This window comes from Variovorax saccharolyticus (assembly GCF_030316765.1).
GTDB classification, from domain to species: Bacteria; Pseudomonadota; Gammaproteobacteria; order Burkholderiales; family Burkholderiaceae_C; genus Variovorax; species Variovorax saccharolyticus.
The window spans coordinates 407,756-426,743 of record NZ_JASZYT010000005.1 but is presented as its reverse complement, the minus strand read 5'-3'; the positions used below and the strand labels follow the sequence as shown (position 1 = coordinate 426,743).

The following is an 18,988-nucleotide window of genomic DNA, read 5'->3' as shown; positions in this document are numbered from 1 at the left end:
GGCGCCCAGGCAGCGGCGAGGCGGCGTCGCAGCTCAGGTCCGCAGCGCGTCGACCTCGCCGATGCCGAGTTGCTCGAGCAGCCGCGACACGCTGGTGCGCGCCACCGGCAGCGGCGTGGTCTCGCCGCGCAGCTTGAGGCTGACCCGGCCTTCGTCGCGCAGGATCTGCTCGGCGAAGTCGAGGTTCGCCAGGTAGCTGCGATGGATGCGAAGGAATGAGGCACCGTCGAGCCGCTCGGCCAGGTCGCTGATGTTGAGGTTGCAGAAGCTCGATCCCTGCGCGGTGCTGACCCAGGTGTAGTGGCCTTCGGAGCGGATGTAGGTGACGGTCTCGACGTCGACCAGCACGATCCGGTTCTGCGAGACGGTCGGGATCTTGTGCAGTTGCCGCTTGGCCGGCGCGGGCTTCTCGATCGACAGGCTCTCGGGCGTCATCGGCTGCACCAGCAGCTCGCCGCTCACCAGTTCGGTGATGTCGTAGAAGATCAGCGTGTAGCCGGTGGTGTCGCCGCGAAGGTCGGACAGCTTGGACACCTTGATCAGCAGCACTCGCTCCGGGATGTTGATGATCATGGTCATCGGCGGCGGGTTGCTGACCGGGCACTCGGCCTGGTCGAGCAGGAACTTGACCTTGGCCACCGAGCGCTCGGGATGGAACGACAGCACCATCTTCTCGAAGGGCTGCTTGTCCTCGACCGGCAGCAGGCGCCGGGCCAGGCTGTTCATCGCGATGACCCGGAGCTCCCGGTCGAGCTGGACCACGCCGGGGTCGAAACGTTCGAGCAGGTAGAGCGGACTGCGCACGGGCATCGGGGGGTCTCCAGCGGCGTGTGATCCGCCTTGGCACGATTGAAGCACGACCTCCGCCGCCCGTCGACGGGGGTTGCCCGGCGCACCCCTGCAGGCCTTAAGCTGCGCGGCACGTTCCAACCGCCCGGGAGTGCCTTTCGCCATGCAACGCCGCCAGCTTCTGCTCTCCGCCGCGGGCGCCGCCCTCTCGGGCTGCGCCGGCTCGCGGCCCCCCGCGCCCGATGCCCCGCACGCCGGCCACCCCGCCCTGCCCTCGGCGCCCTCCTCGGCCGAGCCCTACGCACGGCTGCAGGGCGGCGTGCCGCACCACCTCACGCCCGAGCAGGAGTCGCAGCGCAAGACCGACAGCCCGGCGCCCGCGGGCCCGGCCGGCCGCTGGGCGGCGCGCGCCGCGCTGCCGTTGCCGCGCAGCGAGATGGCATGGGCGACCGCGACCGCGGGGCGCATGCACGTGGTCGGCGGCTACGGCGAAGGCGCGGTCAACCGGGCCTACCACCACATCTACGATCCGGCGCTCGACCGCTGGCTGCAGGGCGCCCCGCTGCCGCGTGGCGCCAACCATGTGGCGGTGGCGTCGGACGAGCGCTTCGTCTATGCACTGGGCGGCTTCGTCGAGCAGAACCGCCGCTCGGACACCCAGGCCTACGCCTACGAGCTCGCGACCGATCGCTGGCGCGAGATCGCACCGCTGCCGCGGCCGCGCGGCGCCGCCGCGGCGGTCATGCTGGACGGCCGGCTGCACCTGATCGGCGGGGCTTCCGAGCCGGCGAGCGAACGCGCCAGCGTGGGCTGGCACGAGGTCTACGACCCGCAGGCCGATCGCTGGAGCCAGCGCAAGGCGCTGCCGGGCGCCCGCGACCACGTCGGCTGCGTCGCCCACTCAGGCTCGATCCACGTGGTGGGCGGACGCTTCAACACCTTCGAATACAACACCGACCTGCACCATGTCTACCTGCCGGCGCGCGACACCTGGGAGTTGCGCGCGCCGCTGCCCACGGCCCGCTCGGGCCACGGCCTGGTGGTGCTGCGCGGGCGCTTCTACGCCATGGGCGGCGAAGGCGGAATCCTGGTCGGCGGCGTGCCGCGCCAGGCCTCCGTGTTCGGCCAGATGGAAAGCTACGACCCGGCCGGCGACAGCTGGCAGAAGCACGCGCCGATGCCCACGCCGCGGCACGCGGTCGGCGCCGCCGCGATCGGCGAGCGGATCTACGTCGCGGGCGGCGGTGCCGTGCTCGGGGGCTCGGTGCAATCGGCGGTGCACGAGGCCTTCACGCCCGGCTGACGCCTTCAGTGGTCGAAGTGGAACCCGACGGTCGCGCGGCTGCCCGCGCGCCTGGAGGTCACGCGGTCGGCGAACTGCCGCAACAGGAAGCCGGCCAGCCGGCGCTCGCCGGCGTCCGACTCGATGATCTCCTCGATGGTCGGCCGCTGCTCCGGCAGGTCGAGCTGCTCGCCCTCGTAGGACACCCGCAGGTCGAGGTTGAACTCGTCGAACGAGGCCTCGATCTCGAGCGGACCGGAAGCGACACGGCTCGACACCAGCGTCTCGATCGACTGCACGAGGTTGAACTTGGCGCGCTCGATGACGTCGTGGCGTGCCCCCCAGGCCGCGCCCTGCACGTCGAGGAACTGATCGAGCGCGTCGGGGTCGATCGCGCCCGGCCCCACCGTCATCGACACGCTTCGGCGCAGGCCGATGCGAAACAGCAGGTTGAGCCCGAGGCCCACCAGCGTGCCGAAGACCAGCGAGTTGCCGAACGAAGGCCGCAGTGCCGCCGGCAGCACGACCAGCAGGCCCGGGAAGATCTCCACCGCCAGGCCGAAGACGATCGCCAGGCCGATCACCAGCGTCTTGCGTGAATCCAGCAGCCGCGACGTCATGATGACCAGGCCGTTGATGACGATGAAGGTGGACGAGAACACCAGCGCCGCGCCGAGCACCGGCCGCGGAATCGAGTTGAACAGCAGGCCCAGCTTGGGCACGAAGGCGAACAGCAGCAAGAGCCCCGCCACCGACCAGCCGATGCGGCGGCTGGCCACGCCGGTGGCCGTCGCCAGGCCGACCGCGCCGGTCGACGAATTGATGCCGGCCGAGCCGATCGCGCCGGCCACCACCGAGCCCAGGCCGTCGGCCAGCACGCCGCGGCTGATGGACCGCATGTCGGCGCGCACCCAACCCACCTGGTTGGCCTTCTGCGAGATGGTCACGTTGCCGATCACCTTCAACGCCGCCGCCACCGCGGCGATCAGGAACGGCACCGCCAGGCCGGCATCGAAGGACCAGCCCACGTGGCCCAGCGCCGGCGCCGCGATCAGGGGGGCCGCCGCCACCTGGACCAGTTCGTGGGCGTCGAGCCGCCCCAGCGCCCAGCCGGCCAGGTAGCCGGCAGCCAGGCCGATCAGCACGCTGAACACGCGCAGCCCGCCGCGACCCCAGACGTTCAGCGCCACCATGAGCCCGAGCGTGCCGAGGCCGAGCAGCAGGTCGACCTGGTCCGGCACGCTGTCCGCGTGCGAGCTCCGCAGCGCAGTGCGCAGGCCGACGACGCCCACCGAGATGCCGGCCATCAGCACCACCAGGCCGGTGATCTCGGGCGTGAAGAGCGGCCGCAGGCGCGGCAGGACGCGGGCCAGCGCCATCTCGAACAGCCCGGCCAGCATCGTCATGCCGAACACCACCGACAGGTCGCCGGTGTGCGCCGCCACCAGCGACGGCACGATGTAGACCACGCTGGGAGAGGGCTGGCACAGATAGCCCGAACCGAAGGGTCCGATGGTGACGACCTGCAGCAGGGTCCCGACGGCCAGCGCGACCAGCGTGGCGCTGACCAGGGCCGCGGTCACCTCGGGGCTGCTGCCGGCGGCCTGCGCGATCAGCACCGGGTAGACCAGGAAGATCGACATCAGGCCGACCTGCTGGAGCCCGCTGAGGATGTTGACGCCCAGAGGCGGTATGTCGTCGACACCGTAGATGAGCCCCGCAGGCTTGTGCGACATCGACTTCCGATCGTTGGTGGGTGGATGGGCGCGGGGCCGAATCAACCCGAGGGGTCGTCGACTGCCGCGCGATCATAGCGGCGAGCCGCGTCCGGCGCCGCCTTCCCGCTCAGAGCTCCAGCACCAGCCGCCCTCCCCGGGCCCGCGAGCAACAGCTCATCATGCGTGTCTGCGTCTCGCGCTCGGCACGGGTCAGGACCAGGTCGCGGTGGTCCACTTCGCCGCCGAGCACGCGCACCTCGCAGGTGCCGCACAGGCCTTCCTCGCAATCGCTCGGGATGTCGACATTGGCGGCCCGCAGCGCGCTCAGCAGGGTCCGGTCGGCCGGGACCGGCACCGTGATGCCGGAGTCCCTGAGCTCGACCTCGAAAGCGTGCTCGCGGCTTGCGTCCAGCGTGCCGACGGTCGAGGCGAAGTGCTCGATCCGGAGCGCGTCCTCGGGCCAGCCGGCGCAGGCGGCCTCGAGCGCCTGCAGCATGCGCTGCGGTCCGCAGGCATAGACCTGCGTAGCCGCCTCGGGCTGCGCCAGCAGGGCCGCGAGGTCGCAGCGCCGGCCTTCGTCGCCGACATGCAGGTGCAGCCGGTCGCCATGCAGCGCGGACAGCTCCTCGACCAGGGCCATCGCGCCGCGCCGGCGCCCGCTGTAGTGCAGCTGGTAGTCCAGGCCGAGCGCGCGGGCCCGCCGCGCCATCGCGCTCACCGGCGTGATGCCGATGCCGCCGGCGATCAGGATCAGCTTGCGGGCCGCCTCGTCGAGCCGGAAGTGGTTGCGCGGACCGCGCACGCGCAGCCGGTCGCCGGCCTTCAGCCGGTCGTGGATCCAGGCCGAGCCGCCGCGGCCATCGGCCTCGCGCAGCACCGCGATCTCCCACGCCTGCGCGTCGTCCGGGTCGCCGCACAGCGAGTACTGGCGCGACAGCTCGGGGCCGCCGCATTCGACGTCGATGTGCGCGCCCGGGGTCCAGCGCGGCAAGGCCCGTCCGTCGGGCGCGACCAGGCGCAGCCGGAGGACGCCCTCGGCCGCCGGCGTCGCGCGCTCCACGAGCAGCGTCCGGGTCGCGGCATGGCGCGAGGGTTCGCCGACTCGCACCGGCGTGCGCACATCGAGCAATCCGGGGTGCCGGCGCTCGGGGTTCTGTGCCGGGTCCCACTCGACCCACAGGTGCTCCGGCCCGCGGAACGAGGTGTTGGGCACGTAGCTGAAGCGCTGCTCGGCCAGCCGCATGTGCGGCAGGCGCCGCGTGAACTCCTCGAGGAAGATCTGGATCTCCATGCGCGCCAGGTTCTTGCCCATGCACTGGTGCGATCCGTAGCCGAAGGTCAGGTGGTCGCTGGCGTTGTCGCGCCGGATGTCGAACAGGTCGGCATCGGCGAACTGCTGCGAATCGTGGTTGGCCGACGAGGTCACGATCAGCAGCTTGGAGCCGGCCGGCAGCAGTGCACCGCCGACCTCGACCTCCTTCGTGACCAGCCGCCGCCAGGCCGCCACCGAGCCGTTGTGGCGCAGGCATTCCTCGACCGCGTTGGAGATCAGGCCCGGGTCCTCGCAGATCTCGCGCCAGGTGTCGGGGTGCTGCAGCAGCAGCTTCATCGCGTTGGCCGTGGCGTTGGCGGTGGTCTCGTGCGCGGCCACGATGCCGGCCATCATCATCGAGTGCAGGTAGGAATCCGTCACGACCTCGGGGTGCTCGACCTGCTTGCGGATGCCGTAGCGCATCCAGCCCGGGCCCGACGGGTCCTGGCGCATCTTGTCGAGCACCTGGCCCGCGAACTGCCAGAAGTTGCCGACCGCGTGCGCCACCGCCACCTGCTCCTCCGGCTTCGGCCGGCCCCAGGTGTTGACCGTGTGGGCGATCGAGTACTTGCGCAGCGTGTCCATGTCCTCCTCGGGCACGCCGAGGAAGTGCAGCGCCACTGTAAGCGGCACCTCCCACAGCATCTGGTCGACCAGGTCGGCGCGGCCGTCGTCGATGAAGCGGTCGACGTACTCGCGCGCCAGCTCGCGAACCAGCGGCTCGTGGTGCCTGAGCGCCTCGGGCGTGAACGGCTCCATCAGCAGGCGGCGGCGCGGCATGTGGGCCGGCTCGTCCTCGTTGACCAGGGTTCGGTTGAGCGCGAAGCCGTAGGAGGCCAGCACCGCGTTCGCCTCCTCGCCGGTCGGCGTGATCTTCTCGAGCGCGATCGACGGACTGAAGGTGATGTTGTCGCGGAAGATCGCCTTGATGTCCTCGTAGCGGGTGACCACCCAGTAGCCGAGCTTGGGGCTCCAGAAGATCGGCTCCTTCTCGCGCGCCCAGCGCAGGTACTCGGGCGGGTCCTGCTGGTAGCCATCCTCGAAGGGATCGAAGTCGGCGGCGCGCTGGCTGACCGGGCAGCCGGTCGGCGTCTGGTGGCCCGACAGCGGCTGCGACGCGAAGGGGCAGCCGCGCGCGGGCGCGGCGGCGGCGGGATGCGAGGTGGTCATCGAAAGGTCCTCAGTCGAGCGTGATCTTGAGATCGAGGATTAGGGCCTGTTCACACTACTTCCGGGGTCGCGAAGAGGTATGCCAGGGCGGGCCAATCAAGGCGCGCGACGCCGCATGTGCGTTGGCACATGCAAGGAGCGCAACGCGGAGTGGCACGCCCTGGCATACCTTCCCTTCGGGTTGCCGAGCAAAGGGGCCGTCTGCCGCGTTGCCCGCGCTTGCAAGGCGCAAGCCTTGCTGCGCGCGGGCGCCTTGCATCCAGCCCCTTGGCTCGACAACGCGATCCCCGGAAGTAGTGTGAACAGGCCCTAGCTTCTGCCAGCGCGCCGTTTCGTTCTTCAGCAACTCGGCGAACTGGGCCGGCGTGTTGCCGACCGGCTCGACCCCGAAATCGATCAGGCGCTGATGCACGGCCGGGTCGTGGATCGCGGCCACCACCTGCTTGTTGAGCGTGGCGATGACCTCGGGCGGAGTCGCCGCCGGCACGACCATGCCGACCAGCGCGGCGGCTTCCACGTTCTTGAAGCCCAGTTCGGCAAAAGTCGGCACCTCGGGCAACTGCGGCAGGCGGGTCGGGTTGGCCACGGCCAGGGGCTTGACCTTGCCGCCCTTGATGAAGCCGGCGCCCGCGGCCAGGTCGACCATCATCGCGGGCACCTGGCCACCGGCCACATCCGCCAGCGCCGGTGCGGCGCCGCGATAAGGCACGTGGACCATGAACAGGCCAGCCTCGACCTTGAGCAGTTCCATCGCCAGGTGGTGCGGACTGCCGGCGCCGGCAGAGGCGTAGTTGGTGCCGCCGGGCTTGGCCTTCGCCTTGGCGATGAAGTCCTTCGCGCTGGCCGCGTCGCTGGCGGGACCGACCACCAGGATCATCGGGAAGCGGCCCATCAGCGTGACCGGCGCCAGGTCCTTGGCCGGGCTGTAGCTGAGGCTCTTGTACAGCGCCGGGTTGAAGACCAGGGTGCCGTTGTCGGCCGACAGCACGGTGTAGCCATCGGCCGGCGCGCGTGCGGTCTCGGCCGCCGCCAGCGCCGTGTTGCCGCCGGGCTCGTTGTCGACCAGGACCGGCTGCCCGACCTGGGTCGACAGCCGCTGCCCGATGGTGCGCGCCAGGAAGTCCGAGCCGCCGCCCGCTGCATAGGGCACCAGCCAGCGGATCGGCTTCGACGGAAAGGCCGTCTGCGCGGCCACGGTGGCGGCGAGGAACGGCACGGCCACCAGTGCGGCGGCGAGCAACTTCTTCATCAGGGGTCTCCTTGTCAATATCGCGTAATTCTTATACGCAATGCGTAATCAAATGATCGGGTTTCCACTGATCCCCGGCCGCCGGCCGGACGCCACGATGAGGAACATTCGTCGCCCGCCGCGCTCCAACACGGACGAGTTGCAAGTACGTCGATCGGCAACGGTCGGCGGCTCTCCAGAGCCATCCGGAGTGGACCACCCACCGATGGCTCTCTTTTTTGCCTGCGCGAGTTGATTCATTACGATGCGCCGTCAGACCCGACGCGCACGACACCATCGATGAACCAAAACTCGCCGCCTTCGCCGCCCTCGCCGCCGCCCGAAACTCCGCCGCCCTCGCGCGTGCCCGAACGCCGCCAGCGGGTGCAATCCGCGGAAACCGGCATGGTGGTGCTCAAGGGCCTGGCGGCGATCGGCGGCAGCGCCAGCCTCACGGCCCTGGCCGCCCACGTGGGCGAGAGCCCGGCCAAGGTCCACCGCTACCTCGCCAGCCTGATGCAGGAAGGCCTGGTCGACCAGGACATCACGACCCAGCGCTATGTCCTCGGCCCCGAACTGATCCGGATCGGCCTGGCGGCGATGCGCCAGGCCGAACCGATCCGCCATGCCGAACCGGCCCTGATCCGCCTGCGGGAGAGCCTGGAGGTCACCTGCTTCGTGGCCGTGATGGGCAACCGCGGGCCGACCATCATGCGATTCGAGGAACCCGGCCTGCCGGTCACGGTCAACGTGCGCGCCGGCTCGGTGATGTCCTTGCTGTGGTCGGCCACGGGGCGGGTCTTCCTGGGCCTGCTGGACGAGGCGCGGGTGCGGCAACTCGCCACCGAGGAACTGGCGGCGGCCAGCGACGAGATGCGCGCCCTGCTGCCCGCGGCGGACCCGATCGAGGTCCTGCGGCGCGAGGTCCGGGCGGCGCGCTGCGCCACGGTCAAGGACACCTACCTGCGCGGCATCAGCGCGGTCGCCGCGCCGGTCTTCGATTTCACGGGGCGTGTCTGCGCGGTGATCACGGCCCTGGGCGCCACCGGCGGCTTCGATCCGGCGGTCGACGGCAAGATCGCCAGCGCCGTGCGGCGCGAGGCGCATGCGACCAGCCTGCGGCTGGGTTATGTGGATCCGGGCGGGTGAACATCCGGGTCCAAGCGGCGAGACCCCTCAGCGATCCTTGCGCAGCAACTGCCGCAAGGTCGGCCGGGGCGGCACCGGGGACTCGGCCCCCATCCGCTCCCGGTAAGCGGCGCGCTGGGCTTCGAGCACCGCGCCGAGCGCGGCGACGCTGGCCTTGTCGTAGCGCCAGACGCCGGTCACCGCGAAGTGGCCGGCCTGCCCGGCGTGCGGCTTGGGACTGATGCGAACACCATCGGTCCCGATGCTCTGCAGGATGTCGGCCCGGGCGCTGGCGAGCGTCGCCTCGCGGCCTTCGTAGCCTTCGATGTCGCGGCTCAGTTCGATGCCGATGGCGTGGACCGAGGGATAGCGTTCGGCGATGAAGCTCACCACCTCGGCAAGCACCAGTTTCGGCAGCGCCCTGGCGCGGAAATCGGCGAAGTCGGTGGTCAGGAAGTTCTCGAGCCGGACTTCGTCGCGCTCCGCGCTCACGGTCACGGACTGGACCCGCCCGATGAGCGTGGTGCCGTCGTAAACCTCGATTCGCTGCCCCAGCACATAAGGGCTGCCGTGCGGGCCGGTCAGTTGCAGATGCTGGAACGTCATGAATTGAAGCAGGTGGCCCAGAGCGCACTGTACTTGGCGCCGTGGGGCCCGCAAGCCATCGCAATCCCGATCTGTCGCCTGCGGCACTCGCCGGCGATCCCCGGCAGCTTCAGCGGCTGTACGCCTCGACCCAGCGGACGATGTCCCCCGCCCCCATGGCCCCCGCCTGGCGGGCCACCTCGCGCCCGCCCTTGAAAAGCGCGAGCGTGGGGATGCTGCGGATGTTGAAGCGCGCGCCCAGGGCCGGCACCGCCTCGGTGTCGACCTTGGCGAGGCGCACCCGCGGCTCCAGCTGCGCCGCCGCCTGCTCGAAGCCCGGCGCCATCTGGCGGCACGGGCCGCACCACGGCGCCCAGAAATCGACCAGCACGGGGATCTCGTTGCGCGCCACGTGGCGATCGAAGGCCGCCTCGTCCAGGGCGGTCGAGCGGCCGGCGAACAGCGGCTGGTGGCAGCTGCCGCAATCGGGCGCGCTCGCGAGCTGCGCCGCCTGCACGCGGTTCGTGGTGTGGCAGTGCGGGCAGACGATGTGAAGCTTGTCGGTCATGGAATCTCCATCGGCGGGGCGTTCGGGTCATCGGCAGCTGGGGGCGCCGGGAGTGACCTGCAAGATCCTGAAATAATGAACACTTCGTTACAGGAGTCTTATTTCGTGATCTTGAGAACCCCTTCGACCGCCCTCGCCGTTGTGGCCGCGCTTTCCGTCCTCGCCGGCTGTGCCGGCCAGTCCAAGAACCAGGCGGCCCAGCCCGCTGCCGCCGCTCCGGCACCCGAGCCGGTCGCTGCCGCGCCGGCCCCGGTCAAGCCCGAGGTGGCGAGCACCGGCAAGATCAGCTACGACCAGCTCGTGAAGCTGGTGCGCGGCGCCCGCGGCGACGAGGCCAAGCTCGAGAAGGCGCTGGTCGGCAAGGACCTGAGCACCCGCGTGACCAAGGTCAAGGGTGCCGGCGACGACTTCGCCGTGCGTCCGGCCGATCCGGTGCGCTTGCGCTGCGACGACGGCGAGACCTTCGCGGGCGGCCAGGTCTCCTCGCGGATCGTCGGCGTCGACTGGTCGGCCGACACCAAGCGCGCGCTGCTGCAGCTCGACCGCTGCGGCCCCGCACCCGCACCCGCGGTCGCGGCCGTCCCGGCGCCGAAGCCGGCCCCCGCGGCCGCCGCCGCACCCGCGCCGGCCGCCGCGGCAGCTGCAGCGGCTCCCGCTGCCCGCGCCGGCGCCAAGCCCGGCATGGACGCCCAGGGCAACGTCATCGATTCGAGCAAGATCGAAGCCGGCAGCGGCCGCACCGTGAAGGGCATGAACGACTACGAGGGCGAGATCACCGGCAACCCGGCGCCGAACACCAAGTTCACCCAGCTGCAGATCGGCATGAGCCTGAAGCAGGTCACCGACATCGCGGGCCAGCCCACCGACTCGGGCGCCTACGTGACCGGCAAGGCCTTCATCCCCTTCTACTTCGGCGGCGACCGGACCCGGATCGAGCTCGCCTACAAGGGCCAGGGCCGACTGATCTTCGCCGGCGGCAACCTCGGCAACATCTCGGGCGGCAACCTGGTGTGGATCATCCACAACGCGACCGACACGGGCTATCGCTGAAACCTGGCGGATTCGACGACTCTCGACCCCGAGAACTGTCGAATAGCCGCCATCGACCCTTGAACCAAGGGTTAACACGTAGTCCACCTACAATCCTGCAATGGGCCACGCGAACAGCGCTGGCCCATTTCTCATGGACGCCTCCCATCTCATTCACGCCACGGGCCTCGTCGCCCTCTCGCTCAACGTTCGCGGCCTGGTCGGCGCCAGCGACAAGTCGCTGCGCCGCTCGACCGGCATCGCCTCGGCCATTTGGGCCCTCAACAACTTCCTGCTGGGCGCCCACACGGCCGCGGCCCTGAGCATGGTGTCGGTCGGCCGCCAGGCCTCGGCCGAGGCGACGCAGCACAAGACCGCCCGGATGCGGCTGGCAGCCTTCGTCGCGATGGTCGCGATCACGCTGGTCGCCAGCGCGCTGACCTGGAACGGCTGGACCACGCTGTGCACCGGCGCCGGCTCGCTGGTCGGCACCTGGGCGATGTTCTACCTGCGCGGCATGCGCCTGCGTCTGGCGATGGTGCTGGTGGCGGCGCTGTGGATGTACAACGCCTGGTTCTACGACTCGTGGTGGCAGATGTTCGCCAACCTGGCTTCGGGCGGCGCCGCGCTGTTCGGCGCCTGGCGCGCCCGCTGGGCCAGCAGCCGCTCGAATGCCGCCACGGCGCCGCTGGCTGCCGCCTCGACCGCCGCCTGTCCGTCGACGGCCGCAGCGAGTTCGGCGATGAAATCCTGCCAGCCCGACGCCGGGCCCCTCCCTTCGGCCGGCGCGAAGTAGCACAGCGGATGCGGCGCCAGGCGCGGCAGCAGGCGCCGGCGCATCACGGCGCCCCCCAGCTGCGAGCCTTCGACGACATAGGCCAGTCCCCAGGCGTAGGCGAGAGCCGCGCCCGGCGACGGCGGCACGAAGTCCTCGACGCCGGCGCGCTCCCGCTGCGGCTCGCCGGCATCGGCCAGATCCCATTGCAGCGCCTGCAAGCGGCCATCGATGCGCCGCGCAACCGCATCGAGCCCGGCGTCGCCGGGCCCGGCGATCGCCGCGCGCAGCGCCTGCAGCCAGGGCCGAAGCAGCTGCAGATGCGCCAGGTAGTCCTGCAGCGTCGCCTCGGCCCCCGCGATCGGCAACTGGCTGTCGAGCCGCCGGTGCAGTTCACCGGTCGCGGCGCGCAAGGCCTGCAGCACGGCGGGCGCGCTCATATGAGTTCCTTCACGCGCCGGGCCAGCACATCCATGTCGAAGGGCTTGGTCATGACATGCATGCCGGGAGCCAGATGGCCATGGCTCAGCACCGCGTTCTCCGCGTAGCCGGTGATGAACAGCACCTTGAGCCCGGGCCGCGCGAGCCGCGCCGCATCGGCGACCTGGCGGCCGTTCATGCCGCCGGGCAGGCCGACGTCGGTCACCAGCAAGTCGATGCGCTGCTCCGATTGCAGCAGTTGGAGGGCATCGGCACCATCGCCGGCCTCGAGGGTGGCGTAGCCGAGATCCTGCATGGCCTCGACGATCAGCATCCGGATCGCCGGCTCGTCATCGACGACCAGCACGGTGTCGCCCTGGTCGGCGCGCGGCGCAGCGGCCTCGGCGACTTCTTCGTCGACCGCTTCTTCGGGCGCCGTGTTCCGCGGCAGGTAGATGCACACCATCGTGCCCTTGCCGATCTCGGAGTAGATCCGCACCTGCCCCCCGGACTGCTTGGCGAAGCCATAGATCATCGACAGCCCGAGCCCGGTGCCCATGCCGATCGGCTTGGTAGTGAAGAAGGGGTCGAAGGCCCGGGCCGCCGTTTCCGGCGACATGCCGACGCCGTTGTCGCTCACGCAGAGCGACACGTACTGGCCCGGCGCCAGGTCGCGGGCCCTCGCGGTGCGGGCATCGATCCAGCGGTTGGCGGTCTCGATCGTCAGCTGGCCGCCCTCGGGCATCGCGTCGCGGGCGTTGATGCAGAGGTTGAGCAGTGCGCTCTCGAGCTGGCTCGGATCGGCCAGCACCTTCCACAGTCCCACCGCGGCCACCGACTCCAGCGCGATCTGCGGGCCCATGGTGCGGCGCACGAGCTCCTCCATGTCCGCCACCAGCCGGTTCAGGTCCAGCAGCTTCGGCGCCAGCGTCTGGCGGCGCGAGAAGGCCAGCAGCCGGTGCGTGAGGGCGGCGGCGCGCTTGGCCGCGCCCTGCGCGACGCCCACATAGCGCTCCAGGTCGGCGAACCGGCCTTCGAGGCCGCGCCGCCGCATCAGCTCGAGGCTGCCCGAGATCGCGGCGAGCAGGTTGTTGAAGTCGTGCGCGAGCCCGCCGGTGAGCTGGCCCACGGCTTCGAGCTTCTGGCTCTGCCTCAGCTGCTCGCGCGCCGCCTCCAGTTCGGCAGAGCGCTCCTTCTGCTCGGTGATGTCGCGGGCCACCGTGTAGATCAGGCCGTCGTCGGGAACGGCGGTCCACGACAGCCAGCGGTAGGCGCCGGACTGCGTCCGGAAGCGGTTCTCGAAGCCCAGCAGGCGCTCGCCCCGTTCCAGGCGCGTCAGCGCGATCTCGGTGGCGGCGAGGTCGTCGGGATGGACGAAGCTGCGAAAGGGAACCGCCCGCAGTTCCTCCCGGCGCCAGCCGAGCACCGGCTCCCAGGCCGGGTTCACGCTCTCGAAGTAGCCCCGCGCGTTGGCGACGCCCAGCAAGTCCTGGCTCAGCGCCCAGGTCCGGTCGCGCTCGCGCGTGCGCTCCGCCACCTGCCGCTCGAGCGAGTCGGCGAAGGCCTTCAGTTCGGTCTGGGCCTCGCGGCGCGCGATCGCCGTGCGCACCCGCTCGCCCACCTCGCGCATGAACGCCAGTTCGCTGGCCGACCACGGTCGGGCCGACCCGTGGTTGAGGTAGAGCAGCCCGACCAGGCCGCCCTTCTCGGTCAGCGGCATGTTGACCACCGCCCGCGCATTGATCGCATCGAGCGCCGCCGCGGTGCCGCGGGTGCGCGGATCCTCGTGCGCATCCGCGAAGGCGACGGTCACGCCGCGGCACAGGTCATCGATGTAGGAGCCGTAGTCCCTGAAGTGCAGCAGGCCCGCCAGGCTCGCCACGCCGGGCGCGCACCAGTCACGCTCGATCGCGATGGTCTCGGCCGCCTTGTCGACCATGCCATAGCCGGCCCGGTCGACCTGCAGCTCGCCGCCGAGCAGCTCCGAGGCCGCGTAGGCGATGTCGCCCGGTTCATCGAGGTCGCGGATGCGGTCGCCCAGTTCGATCAGCGCCAGCCGGCGCGCCTCCGCCCGGCCGAAGGCCGCGTTCGCCTCCCGCAGGCTGCGCTGCGCGGCCTCCCCGGCCTTCCGGTCGCGGCTCTCCTGCAGCGCGCGCTCGAGCACCACCGGCAGGCGAGCCAGCCGGCCCTTGCTCACATAGTCGGTGGCGCCGCGCTTGAGCAACTCGACCGCGTTGTCTTCCCCGATCACGCCCGAGACGAAGATGAACGGCGTCTCGGGCACCAGCCGCCGCGCGATCTCCAGTGCCTGCGCACCCGAGAACCCCGGCAGTTCGTAGTCCGACAGGATCAGCGCCGGACCGGCGGCCAGCGCCTCGACGAAGCCGGCCTCGGTGGCGACCACGCGGGTTCGCGCCCATGGCTGGGCGATGCGCAGCGCCTCGATCAGCAGTTCGGCATCGAAGCGCGAATCCTCCAGGATGAGGAACTCGGGCTGCTCAGCGGGTGGGTGCGCCACGTCGAGCTCAGGCGTCATGGCGCCTCGACGATTTCAGCGAGCCCGGCGGCGGCTCGTTGAGCACCGCCCAGAAGATGCCCAGCTCCGCGATGGCGGTGACGAACTGCTCGAAGATCACCGGCTTCACGACGTAGGCGTTGACGCCCAGCTCGTAGCTCCTGACGACGTCCGCCTCCTCTTGCGACGAGGTCAGCATCACGACCGGCACGCTGCGCAGCAGCGGGTCGGCGCGCACCTCCTTGAGCACCTCGAGACCGGTGAGCTTGGGCAGCTTGAGGTCCAGCAGGATCACGGCCGGATTGCCCACATCGCGCCCCGAGTGCTCGCCGTCGCGCCGCAGGTAGTCGAGCGCCTGGGCGCCATCGCGCACCACCACCACGTCGTTGGCGAGCTGGCTGCGCTCCAGCGCGATCAGCGTCAGTTCGAGGTCGCGCCTGTCATCCTCGACCAGCAGGATGGGCTTAAGCATCTTCGTCTCCATTCGAAAGGGCCAGGGAAGGCGATCCGGCGCGCGGCAGCAGGAAGCCGAAGCAGGCGCCAAGGCCCGGTTCGGCGCGGGCCCAGACCCGGCCGCCGTGGCGCTCGACGATGCGCTTGACGTTGGCCAGGCCGATCCCGGTGCCCTCGAACTCGTCGGCCTGGTGCAGCCGCTGGAAGACGCCGAACAGCTTGTCCGCGTACTTCATCTGGAAGCCGACGCCGTTGTCCTCGATCTCGAGGCCGTCGCCCTCCGCTTCTCGGAGGGCGCGCACCGTGATCCGCGAGGGCTCGCGCGTACGCGAGTACTTGACCGCATTGGCCAGCAGGTTGCGCACCGCCACCTGCAGCAGCAGCGGGTCGGCCTCGAGCGCCGGCAGGTCGGCATCGACGCGCCATTCGATCGCGCGGGCCGGCTCCGTGCGGACCAGTTCGCGCACCAGCCCGGCCACCAGCGCGCCGGTGTCCACCCGCCGCGGCTTGAGCGCGGCGCGACCCATGCGCGAGAAGTCCAGCAAGGCGTCGACCAGCATCGCCGCGAATGCCGAGGCCTCCTTGACGTTGCCGAGGTAGCGACGCGCCCGCTCGCCGAGCTTCGCTCCATCCTGTTCGAGCACCAGGTCGACGTAGCCGGCGATATGGCGCATCGGCGCCCGCAGGTCGTGCGAGACGGTGTACGAGAAGGCCTCCAGTTCCCTGTTGACCCGGCCGAGTTCGCCCGCCACCTCGGCCAGCTCCTCGGCCCGCCGCAGCACGATGCCGATCAGTGCCTGGCGCAGTTCACCGGCGGCGCCCACTTCGGCCACCGACCACGACGCCGAGCGGCCGCGGATCTGCTCCGCCCAGCTCTCGAAGCTCAGGCGCGGTTGGATGCGGCCATCGGGCAGCACCGCCTTGCGGGGCTCGCCGGCCCACTTCACGGTGCGCACGATCTCGGGCCTGAACCACAGGATCATGTGGCGGTGCACCTGCGAGATCGACACCGCGAGAACCCCGGCGGCGGCTTGCACATAAGCCAGTGCCGGCGCATGGGTCTGCGCCAGCGCGTCGCTGCGGTAGACATCGACGCCCATGCCGGCCACCCATTGCGCCAGCGCGCGGATCTGCTCGTCGTCCGGAACGTCGCCGACCGTCCACACGGCATCGTCGAGCACCACGGCCGCTCCCGTGGCGCGCATCACGCGCAGCATCGGCGAGGCTTCGCCGACCAGCCGCTGCAGCGTGGCGTCGCTGTCGGCGAGCTGGGCCACGATCTCGAGCGTCAACTTGCGCAGTTCGAGCCGTTCGGCCACCAGCCGGTTGGCCGCCTTCGATTGGATCTGCAGCGCCAGCAGCTGCCCGAGGTGCTCGCAGGCCAGCCGGGTCGCCATGCCCAGGAGACGCGGCTGGTGGTCGTGGCAGGAGATCAGCCCCCACAGCCGCCCGTCGACCACGATCGACACCGAGGCCGAGGCCAGCGTGCCCATGTTGCGCATGTACTCGAGATGGATCGGCGAGACGCTGCGCAGCTGGGCCTGCGACAGGTCGATGCCGTCGGCCACCAGCGCCGGCGCGGTGGTGTGCAGCGGCACCGGCCGGTAGCGGGCATCGGCGATCTGGCGGAACCGGTTCAGCAGGTACAGCGCACGCGCCTGCTGCGGAATGTCGGTGGCCGGGAAATGGTGGCCCGCATAGCTGTCGTAGCCCGGATCGCAGGCCTCGCCGAGTACCTCGCCGTGCCCGCCCTCGTCGAAACGATAGACCAGGCAGCGCCCGAAGCCGGTGAGGCGCTTCATTTCCGCGGCCGCCAGCCCGGCCAACTGCTCGATCGACTCGGCGTCGTGGAGCTGCGGCAGGAACACCCGCGCCAGCGAGTAGATCGGCGCCTGGTTGCCGGCGCTCGACGAGGCCGGCTCGAACTCGACGATCAGGTGCTCGGCCGAACGATGCGCGGAGACATCGAACGACATCCCGCCGATCGCGAGAGCGCCGAGAGCGAGCGGCGACGCATCGACCGCCAGTTCATCGAAGCTGAACTGCCGCAGCGCCTCGCGGGCCTCGTCGATCTCGCCCGCGGGCCAGTTTTCGCTGAAGGCGGCCAATGCCAGCGTGCGCGGAAGCAGCACCAGCAAGCGGCCATGCGGCTGGATGGCACCGGGCGTGCGGATCGGCTCCTGATCGCACAGCGACAGGTCGGCCAGACCCGGTTCGGCCGCTTCGCGCCGAATCCCTGAATCGATGAAAGCGTCTCTCATGCGTCACGACCGCAATGGCCAGAACCCCCGGAAAAAGTAGCTGGGGATGCTGCCAGTGCGCCCTGCGCGTGCGGGTCGGCGCCTTCCTACTTGGCTGTACGCTCAGGGCGCGACTCGGTGCGGTATCAACCCGCCGGCGGCGCCGCGCGCCCGAGTGCCGCCAGCGTGAGCGGATCACGCCTGCCGGCATAAAGGCGCTCCAGCACCTCGGCAAAGACAGGTTCCGATGGCGCCGCCGCTTCGAACAGCGTCATGCAGGAGCACAGCTTGAGATCGTCGGGCGATCCGAAGATCTGGTGCGCGCTGCGGCCCTCGACCGCGAGCACCAGTCCGGCGCACTCGACCAGGCGGGGGCCGAGCAGCGCATGGGCCGCGAAGGCCCGGGCCTCGGCGAGGTCCGCGAGGCCGTAGAACTCCGCGGTCGCGCTGCGCCCCAGCACGCGCAACTGCGGGAACACGAACCACATCCAGTGGCTGGTCTTGCGGCCGGCCCGCAGTTCGCGGCGCACCGCCTCATGGACCGGCGCCTGGGCATCGACGAAGCGCTGCAGGTCGTCGGCAGCAGGGCGCGGCGGCGCCGGCATGGAAGCGCCCTGCTTGCCTACTTGCGCGCCTTGGCGATCTCGGCCATCAGCTCCTTGACGGTCGCGTCGCCCACCGCGGCGGTGTGCTTGTCGATCACGGGCTTGACCTTCTCGCGCAGCTTGGCGATCTCGGCCGGCGGCAGTTCGGTGACCGTCATGCCGGCCTTCTTGAGCGACTCGAGCGCGCTGTCGGCAGCGCCGCGCGACACCTCGCGCTGGAAGGTGGTGGCCTCGGCTGCCGCGTCGGAGATGATCTTCTTCTCGTCCGCGCTCATGCCGTCCCAGGTCTTCTTGCTGATGATCAGCGCCTGCGGGTTGTAGATGTGGCGGGTCTGGGTCAGGTACTTCTGCACCTCGGCGAACTTCGAGGACAGGATCACCGTGTTCGGGTTCTCCTGGCCGTCCACCGCCTTCTGGTCGAGTGCCGAATACAGTTCGGGGAACGGCAGCGGCGTGGCATTGGCGCCCAGCGTGTTGAACAGGTCGATGTAGATCGGCGACTGGATCACGCGGATCTTCAGGCCCGCGATGTCGTCCGCCTTGGCGATCGGGCGCTTGCTGTTGGTCAGGTTGCGAAAGCCCAGGTCCCAGTAGCCCAGCCCGTGCAGGCCCTTGTCGTCCAGCTTGGCCATCAGGCCCTTGCCGAACGCGCCGTCGGTCACGGCATCCGCCTCCTTGGCATTGTTGAACAGGAAGGGGAAGTCATAGACCGCGAACTCCTTGACCTGCGCGCCCAGGATGCCGGCGTTGAGCACCGTCACCTCCACCGTGCCGCCCTGCAGCGCCGACACGGTCTGCAGGTCGCCGCCGAGCGCACCGCCCGCAAACAGCTTGACCGTGATCTTGTTGCCGGACTTCTGCGCCACCAGGTCGGCGAACTTCTGCGCGCCCTGCGCCTGCGGGTGGCCGGTCTGGTTCTGGAACGCGAACTTGAGCGTGCGCTCCTTGACCTGCGCCTGGGCACCGGACAGGGCCAGCACCGCAGCCAGCGCGACCAGGGTGTTGCGAGCGATGTTTTTCATGAGAAGTCTCTCCTTTAGTTGATCGGTTTCAGATTGCCTATGGCGCTGCGCATGATCCGGCGCAGCCCATTGCCAGGGATACCGCGGATCTGGCTTTGCCAGTCCGCTGGTATCGCCCCCTTGAGGGGGGCGCCGTAGGCGCTATCGGG

General features: G+C 70.4%; 14 protein-coding genes and 2 pseudogenes. 4 read left to right on the top strand and 12 right to left on the bottom strand.

Features of this window, described 5'->3' with window-relative positions; all coding sequences use genetic code 11:
• Positions 1 to 33 precede the first annotated feature (33 nt).
• Positions 34 to 810: a PAS domain-containing transcriptional regulator gene (locus tag QTI45_RS18180; RefSeq protein ID WP_286655436.1), complete on the bottom strand. Its 777-nt coding sequence runs from the start codon at positions 808 to 810 to the stop codon at positions 34 to 36.
• Positions 811 to 952: 142 nt separating this feature from the next.
• Here QTI45_RS18180 and QTI45_RS18175 point away from each other — a divergent pair, with 142 nt between their 5' ends.
• A complete protein-coding gene (locus QTI45_RS18175; protein WP_286655435.1) occupies positions 953 to 2,092 on the top strand; it encodes a Kelch repeat-containing protein in 1,140 nt (379 codons plus the stop codon).
• 5 nt (positions 2,093 to 2,097) lie between these two features.
• Here QTI45_RS18175 and QTI45_RS18170 read toward each other — a convergent pair whose 3' ends face one another.
• The 3 genes and pseudogenes from QTI45_RS18170 to QTI45_RS18160 all read right to left on the bottom strand — a co-directional run.
• The gene (locus QTI45_RS18170; RefSeq protein WP_286655434.1) at positions 2,098 to 3,807 is read right to left on the bottom strand and encodes a uracil-xanthine permease family protein; all 1,710 of its coding nucleotides are present in this window, start codon (positions 3,805 to 3,807) and stop codon (positions 2,098 to 2,100) included.
• Positions 3,808 to 3,916: 109 nt separating this feature from the next.
• Positions 3,917 to 6,271: a cytochrome P450/oxidoreductase gene (locus QTI45_RS18165; protein ID WP_286655433.1), complete on the bottom strand. Its 2,355-nt coding sequence runs from the start codon at positions 6,269 to 6,271 to the stop codon at positions 3,917 to 3,919.
• 310 nt (positions 6,272 to 6,581) lie between these two features.
• A pseudogene (locus QTI45_RS18160) lies at positions 6,582 to 7,520 on the bottom strand (Bug family tripartite tricarboxylate transporter substrate binding protein); the annotation flags it as partial.
• 279 nt (positions 7,521 to 7,799) lie between these two features.
• On the opposite strand from QTI45_RS18160, the gene QTI45_RS18155 reads away from it, so the two are divergent.
• Complete coding sequence (locus tag QTI45_RS18155) at positions 7,800 to 8,648, top strand: IclR family transcriptional regulator (RefSeq protein WP_286655432.1); 849 nt, start codon at positions 7,800 to 7,802, stop codon at positions 8,646 to 8,648.
• A gap of 27 nt (positions 8,649 to 8,675) precedes the next feature.
• On the opposite strand, the gene QTI45_RS18150 is transcribed toward QTI45_RS18155, so the two are convergent.
• On the bottom strand, positions 8,676 to 9,233 hold the full coding sequence (locus QTI45_RS18150; protein WP_286655431.1) for a hypothetical protein: 558 nt from the start codon (positions 9,231 to 9,233) through the stop codon (positions 8,676 to 8,678).
• A 109-nt stretch (positions 9,234 to 9,342) separates the two neighbouring features.
• Positions 9,343 to 9,780: a thioredoxin TrxC gene (trxC, locus tag QTI45_RS18145; RefSeq protein WP_286655430.1), complete on the bottom strand. Its 438-nt coding sequence runs from the start codon at positions 9,778 to 9,780 to the stop codon at positions 9,343 to 9,345.
• 105 nt (positions 9,781 to 9,885) lie between these two features.
• Here trxC and QTI45_RS18140 point away from each other — a divergent pair, with 105 nt between their 5' ends.
• Together QTI45_RS18140 and QTI45_RS18135 are read left to right on the top strand one after the other, a co-directional pair.
• Positions 9,886 to 10,830 (top strand): hypothetical protein, encoded by a 945-nt coding sequence (locus QTI45_RS18140; RefSeq protein WP_286373516.1) that lies wholly within the window; start codon positions 9,886 to 9,888, stop codon positions 10,828 to 10,830.
• Between the two features lie 100 nt (positions 10,831 to 10,930).
• Positions 10,931 to 11,395, top strand: a pseudogene (locus QTI45_RS18135) (YgjV family protein); the annotation flags it as partial.
• Here QTI45_RS18135 and QTI45_RS18130 read toward each other — a convergent pair.
• From QTI45_RS18130 to QTI45_RS18105, 6 genes are all read right to left on the bottom strand, one after another.
• Entirely contained in the window at positions 11,386 to 12,024 is a 639-nt protein-coding gene (locus tag QTI45_RS18130) for a biliverdin-producing heme oxygenase (protein WP_286655429.1), read from the bottom strand. The pseudogene QTI45_RS18135 and the gene QTI45_RS18130 overlap by 10 nt on opposite strands.
• Positions 12,021 to 14,540 (bottom strand): response regulator, encoded by a 2,520-nt coding sequence (locus QTI45_RS18125; RefSeq protein WP_286373514.1) that lies wholly within the window; start codon positions 14,538 to 14,540, stop codon positions 12,021 to 12,023. Before QTI45_RS18125 ends, QTI45_RS18130 begins: the two co-directional genes overlap by 4 nt.
• Positions 14,530 to 14,991: a response regulator gene (locus QTI45_RS18120; protein ID WP_286373513.1), complete on the bottom strand. Its 462-nt coding sequence runs from the start codon at positions 14,989 to 14,991 to the stop codon at positions 14,530 to 14,532. The genes QTI45_RS18125 and QTI45_RS18120 overlap by 11 nt, the downstream gene beginning before the upstream one ends.
• A complete protein-coding gene (locus tag QTI45_RS18115) occupies positions 14,984 to 17,233 on the bottom strand; it encodes an ATP-binding protein (protein WP_286655428.1) in 2,250 nt (749 codons plus the stop codon). Before QTI45_RS18115 ends, QTI45_RS18120 begins: the two co-directional genes overlap by 8 nt.
• A 125-nt stretch (positions 17,234 to 17,358) precedes the next feature.
• Entirely contained in the window at positions 17,359 to 17,817 is a 459-nt protein-coding gene (locus tag QTI45_RS18110; protein ID WP_286655427.1) for a DUF1810 domain-containing protein, read from the bottom strand.
• A 17-nt stretch (positions 17,818 to 17,834) separates the two neighbouring features.
• Positions 17,835 to 18,839 carry a TRAP transporter substrate-binding protein gene (locus QTI45_RS18105; protein WP_286373510.1) on the bottom strand — a complete coding sequence of 335 codons (1,005 nt, stop codon included), beginning with the start codon at positions 18,837 to 18,839 and terminating at the stop codon, positions 17,835 to 17,837.
• Positions 18,840 to 18,988 lie beyond the last annotated feature (149 nt).

Coding starts and splice junctions, on each gene's coding strand:
- QTI45_RS18180 (WP_286655436.1), bottom strand. CDS start 810: ATGCCCGTGCGCAGTCCGCTCTACCTGCTCGAACGTTTCGACCCCGGC.
- QTI45_RS18170 (WP_286655434.1), bottom strand. CDS start 3,807: ATGTCGCACAAGCCTGCGGGGCTCATCTACGGTGTCGACGACATACCG.
- QTI45_RS18165 (WP_286655433.1), bottom strand. CDS start 6,271: ATGACCACCTCGCATCCCGCCGCCGCCGCGCCCGCGCGCGGCTGCCCC.
- trxC (WP_286655430.1), bottom strand. CDS start 9,780: ATGACCGACAAGCTTCACATCGTCTGCCCGCACTGCCACACCACGAAC.
- QTI45_RS18130 (WP_286655429.1), bottom strand. CDS start 12,024: ATGAGCGCGCCCGCCGTGCTGCAGGCCTTGCGCGCCGCGACCGGTGAA.
- QTI45_RS18105 (WP_286373510.1), bottom strand. CDS start 18,839: ATGAAAAACATCGCTCGCAACACCCTGGTCGCGCTGGCTGCGGTGCTG.
- QTI45_RS18120 (WP_286373513.1), bottom strand. CDS start 14,991: ATGCTTAAGCCCATCCTGCTGGTCGAGGATGACAGGCGCGACCTCGAA.
- QTI45_RS18155 (WP_286655432.1), top strand. CDS start 7,800: ATGAACCAAAACTCGCCGCCTTCGCCGCCCTCGCCGCCGCCCGAAACT.
- QTI45_RS18175 (WP_286655435.1), top strand. CDS start 953: ATGCAACGCCGCCAGCTTCTGCTCTCCGCCGCGGGCGCCGCCCTCTCG.
- QTI45_RS18125 (WP_286373514.1), bottom strand. CDS start 14,540: ATGACGCCTGAGCTCGACGTGGCGCACCCACCCGCTGAGCAGCCCGAG.
- QTI45_RS18150 (WP_286655431.1), bottom strand. CDS start 9,233: ATGACGTTCCAGCATCTGCAACTGACCGGCCCGCACGGCAGCCCTTAT.
- QTI45_RS18110 (WP_286655427.1), bottom strand. CDS start 17,817: ATGCCGGCGCCGCCGCGCCCTGCTGCCGACGACCTGCAGCGCTTCGTC.
- QTI45_RS18115 (WP_286655428.1), bottom strand. CDS start 17,233: ATGAGAGACGCTTTCATCGATTCAGGGATTCGGCGCGAAGCGGCCGAA.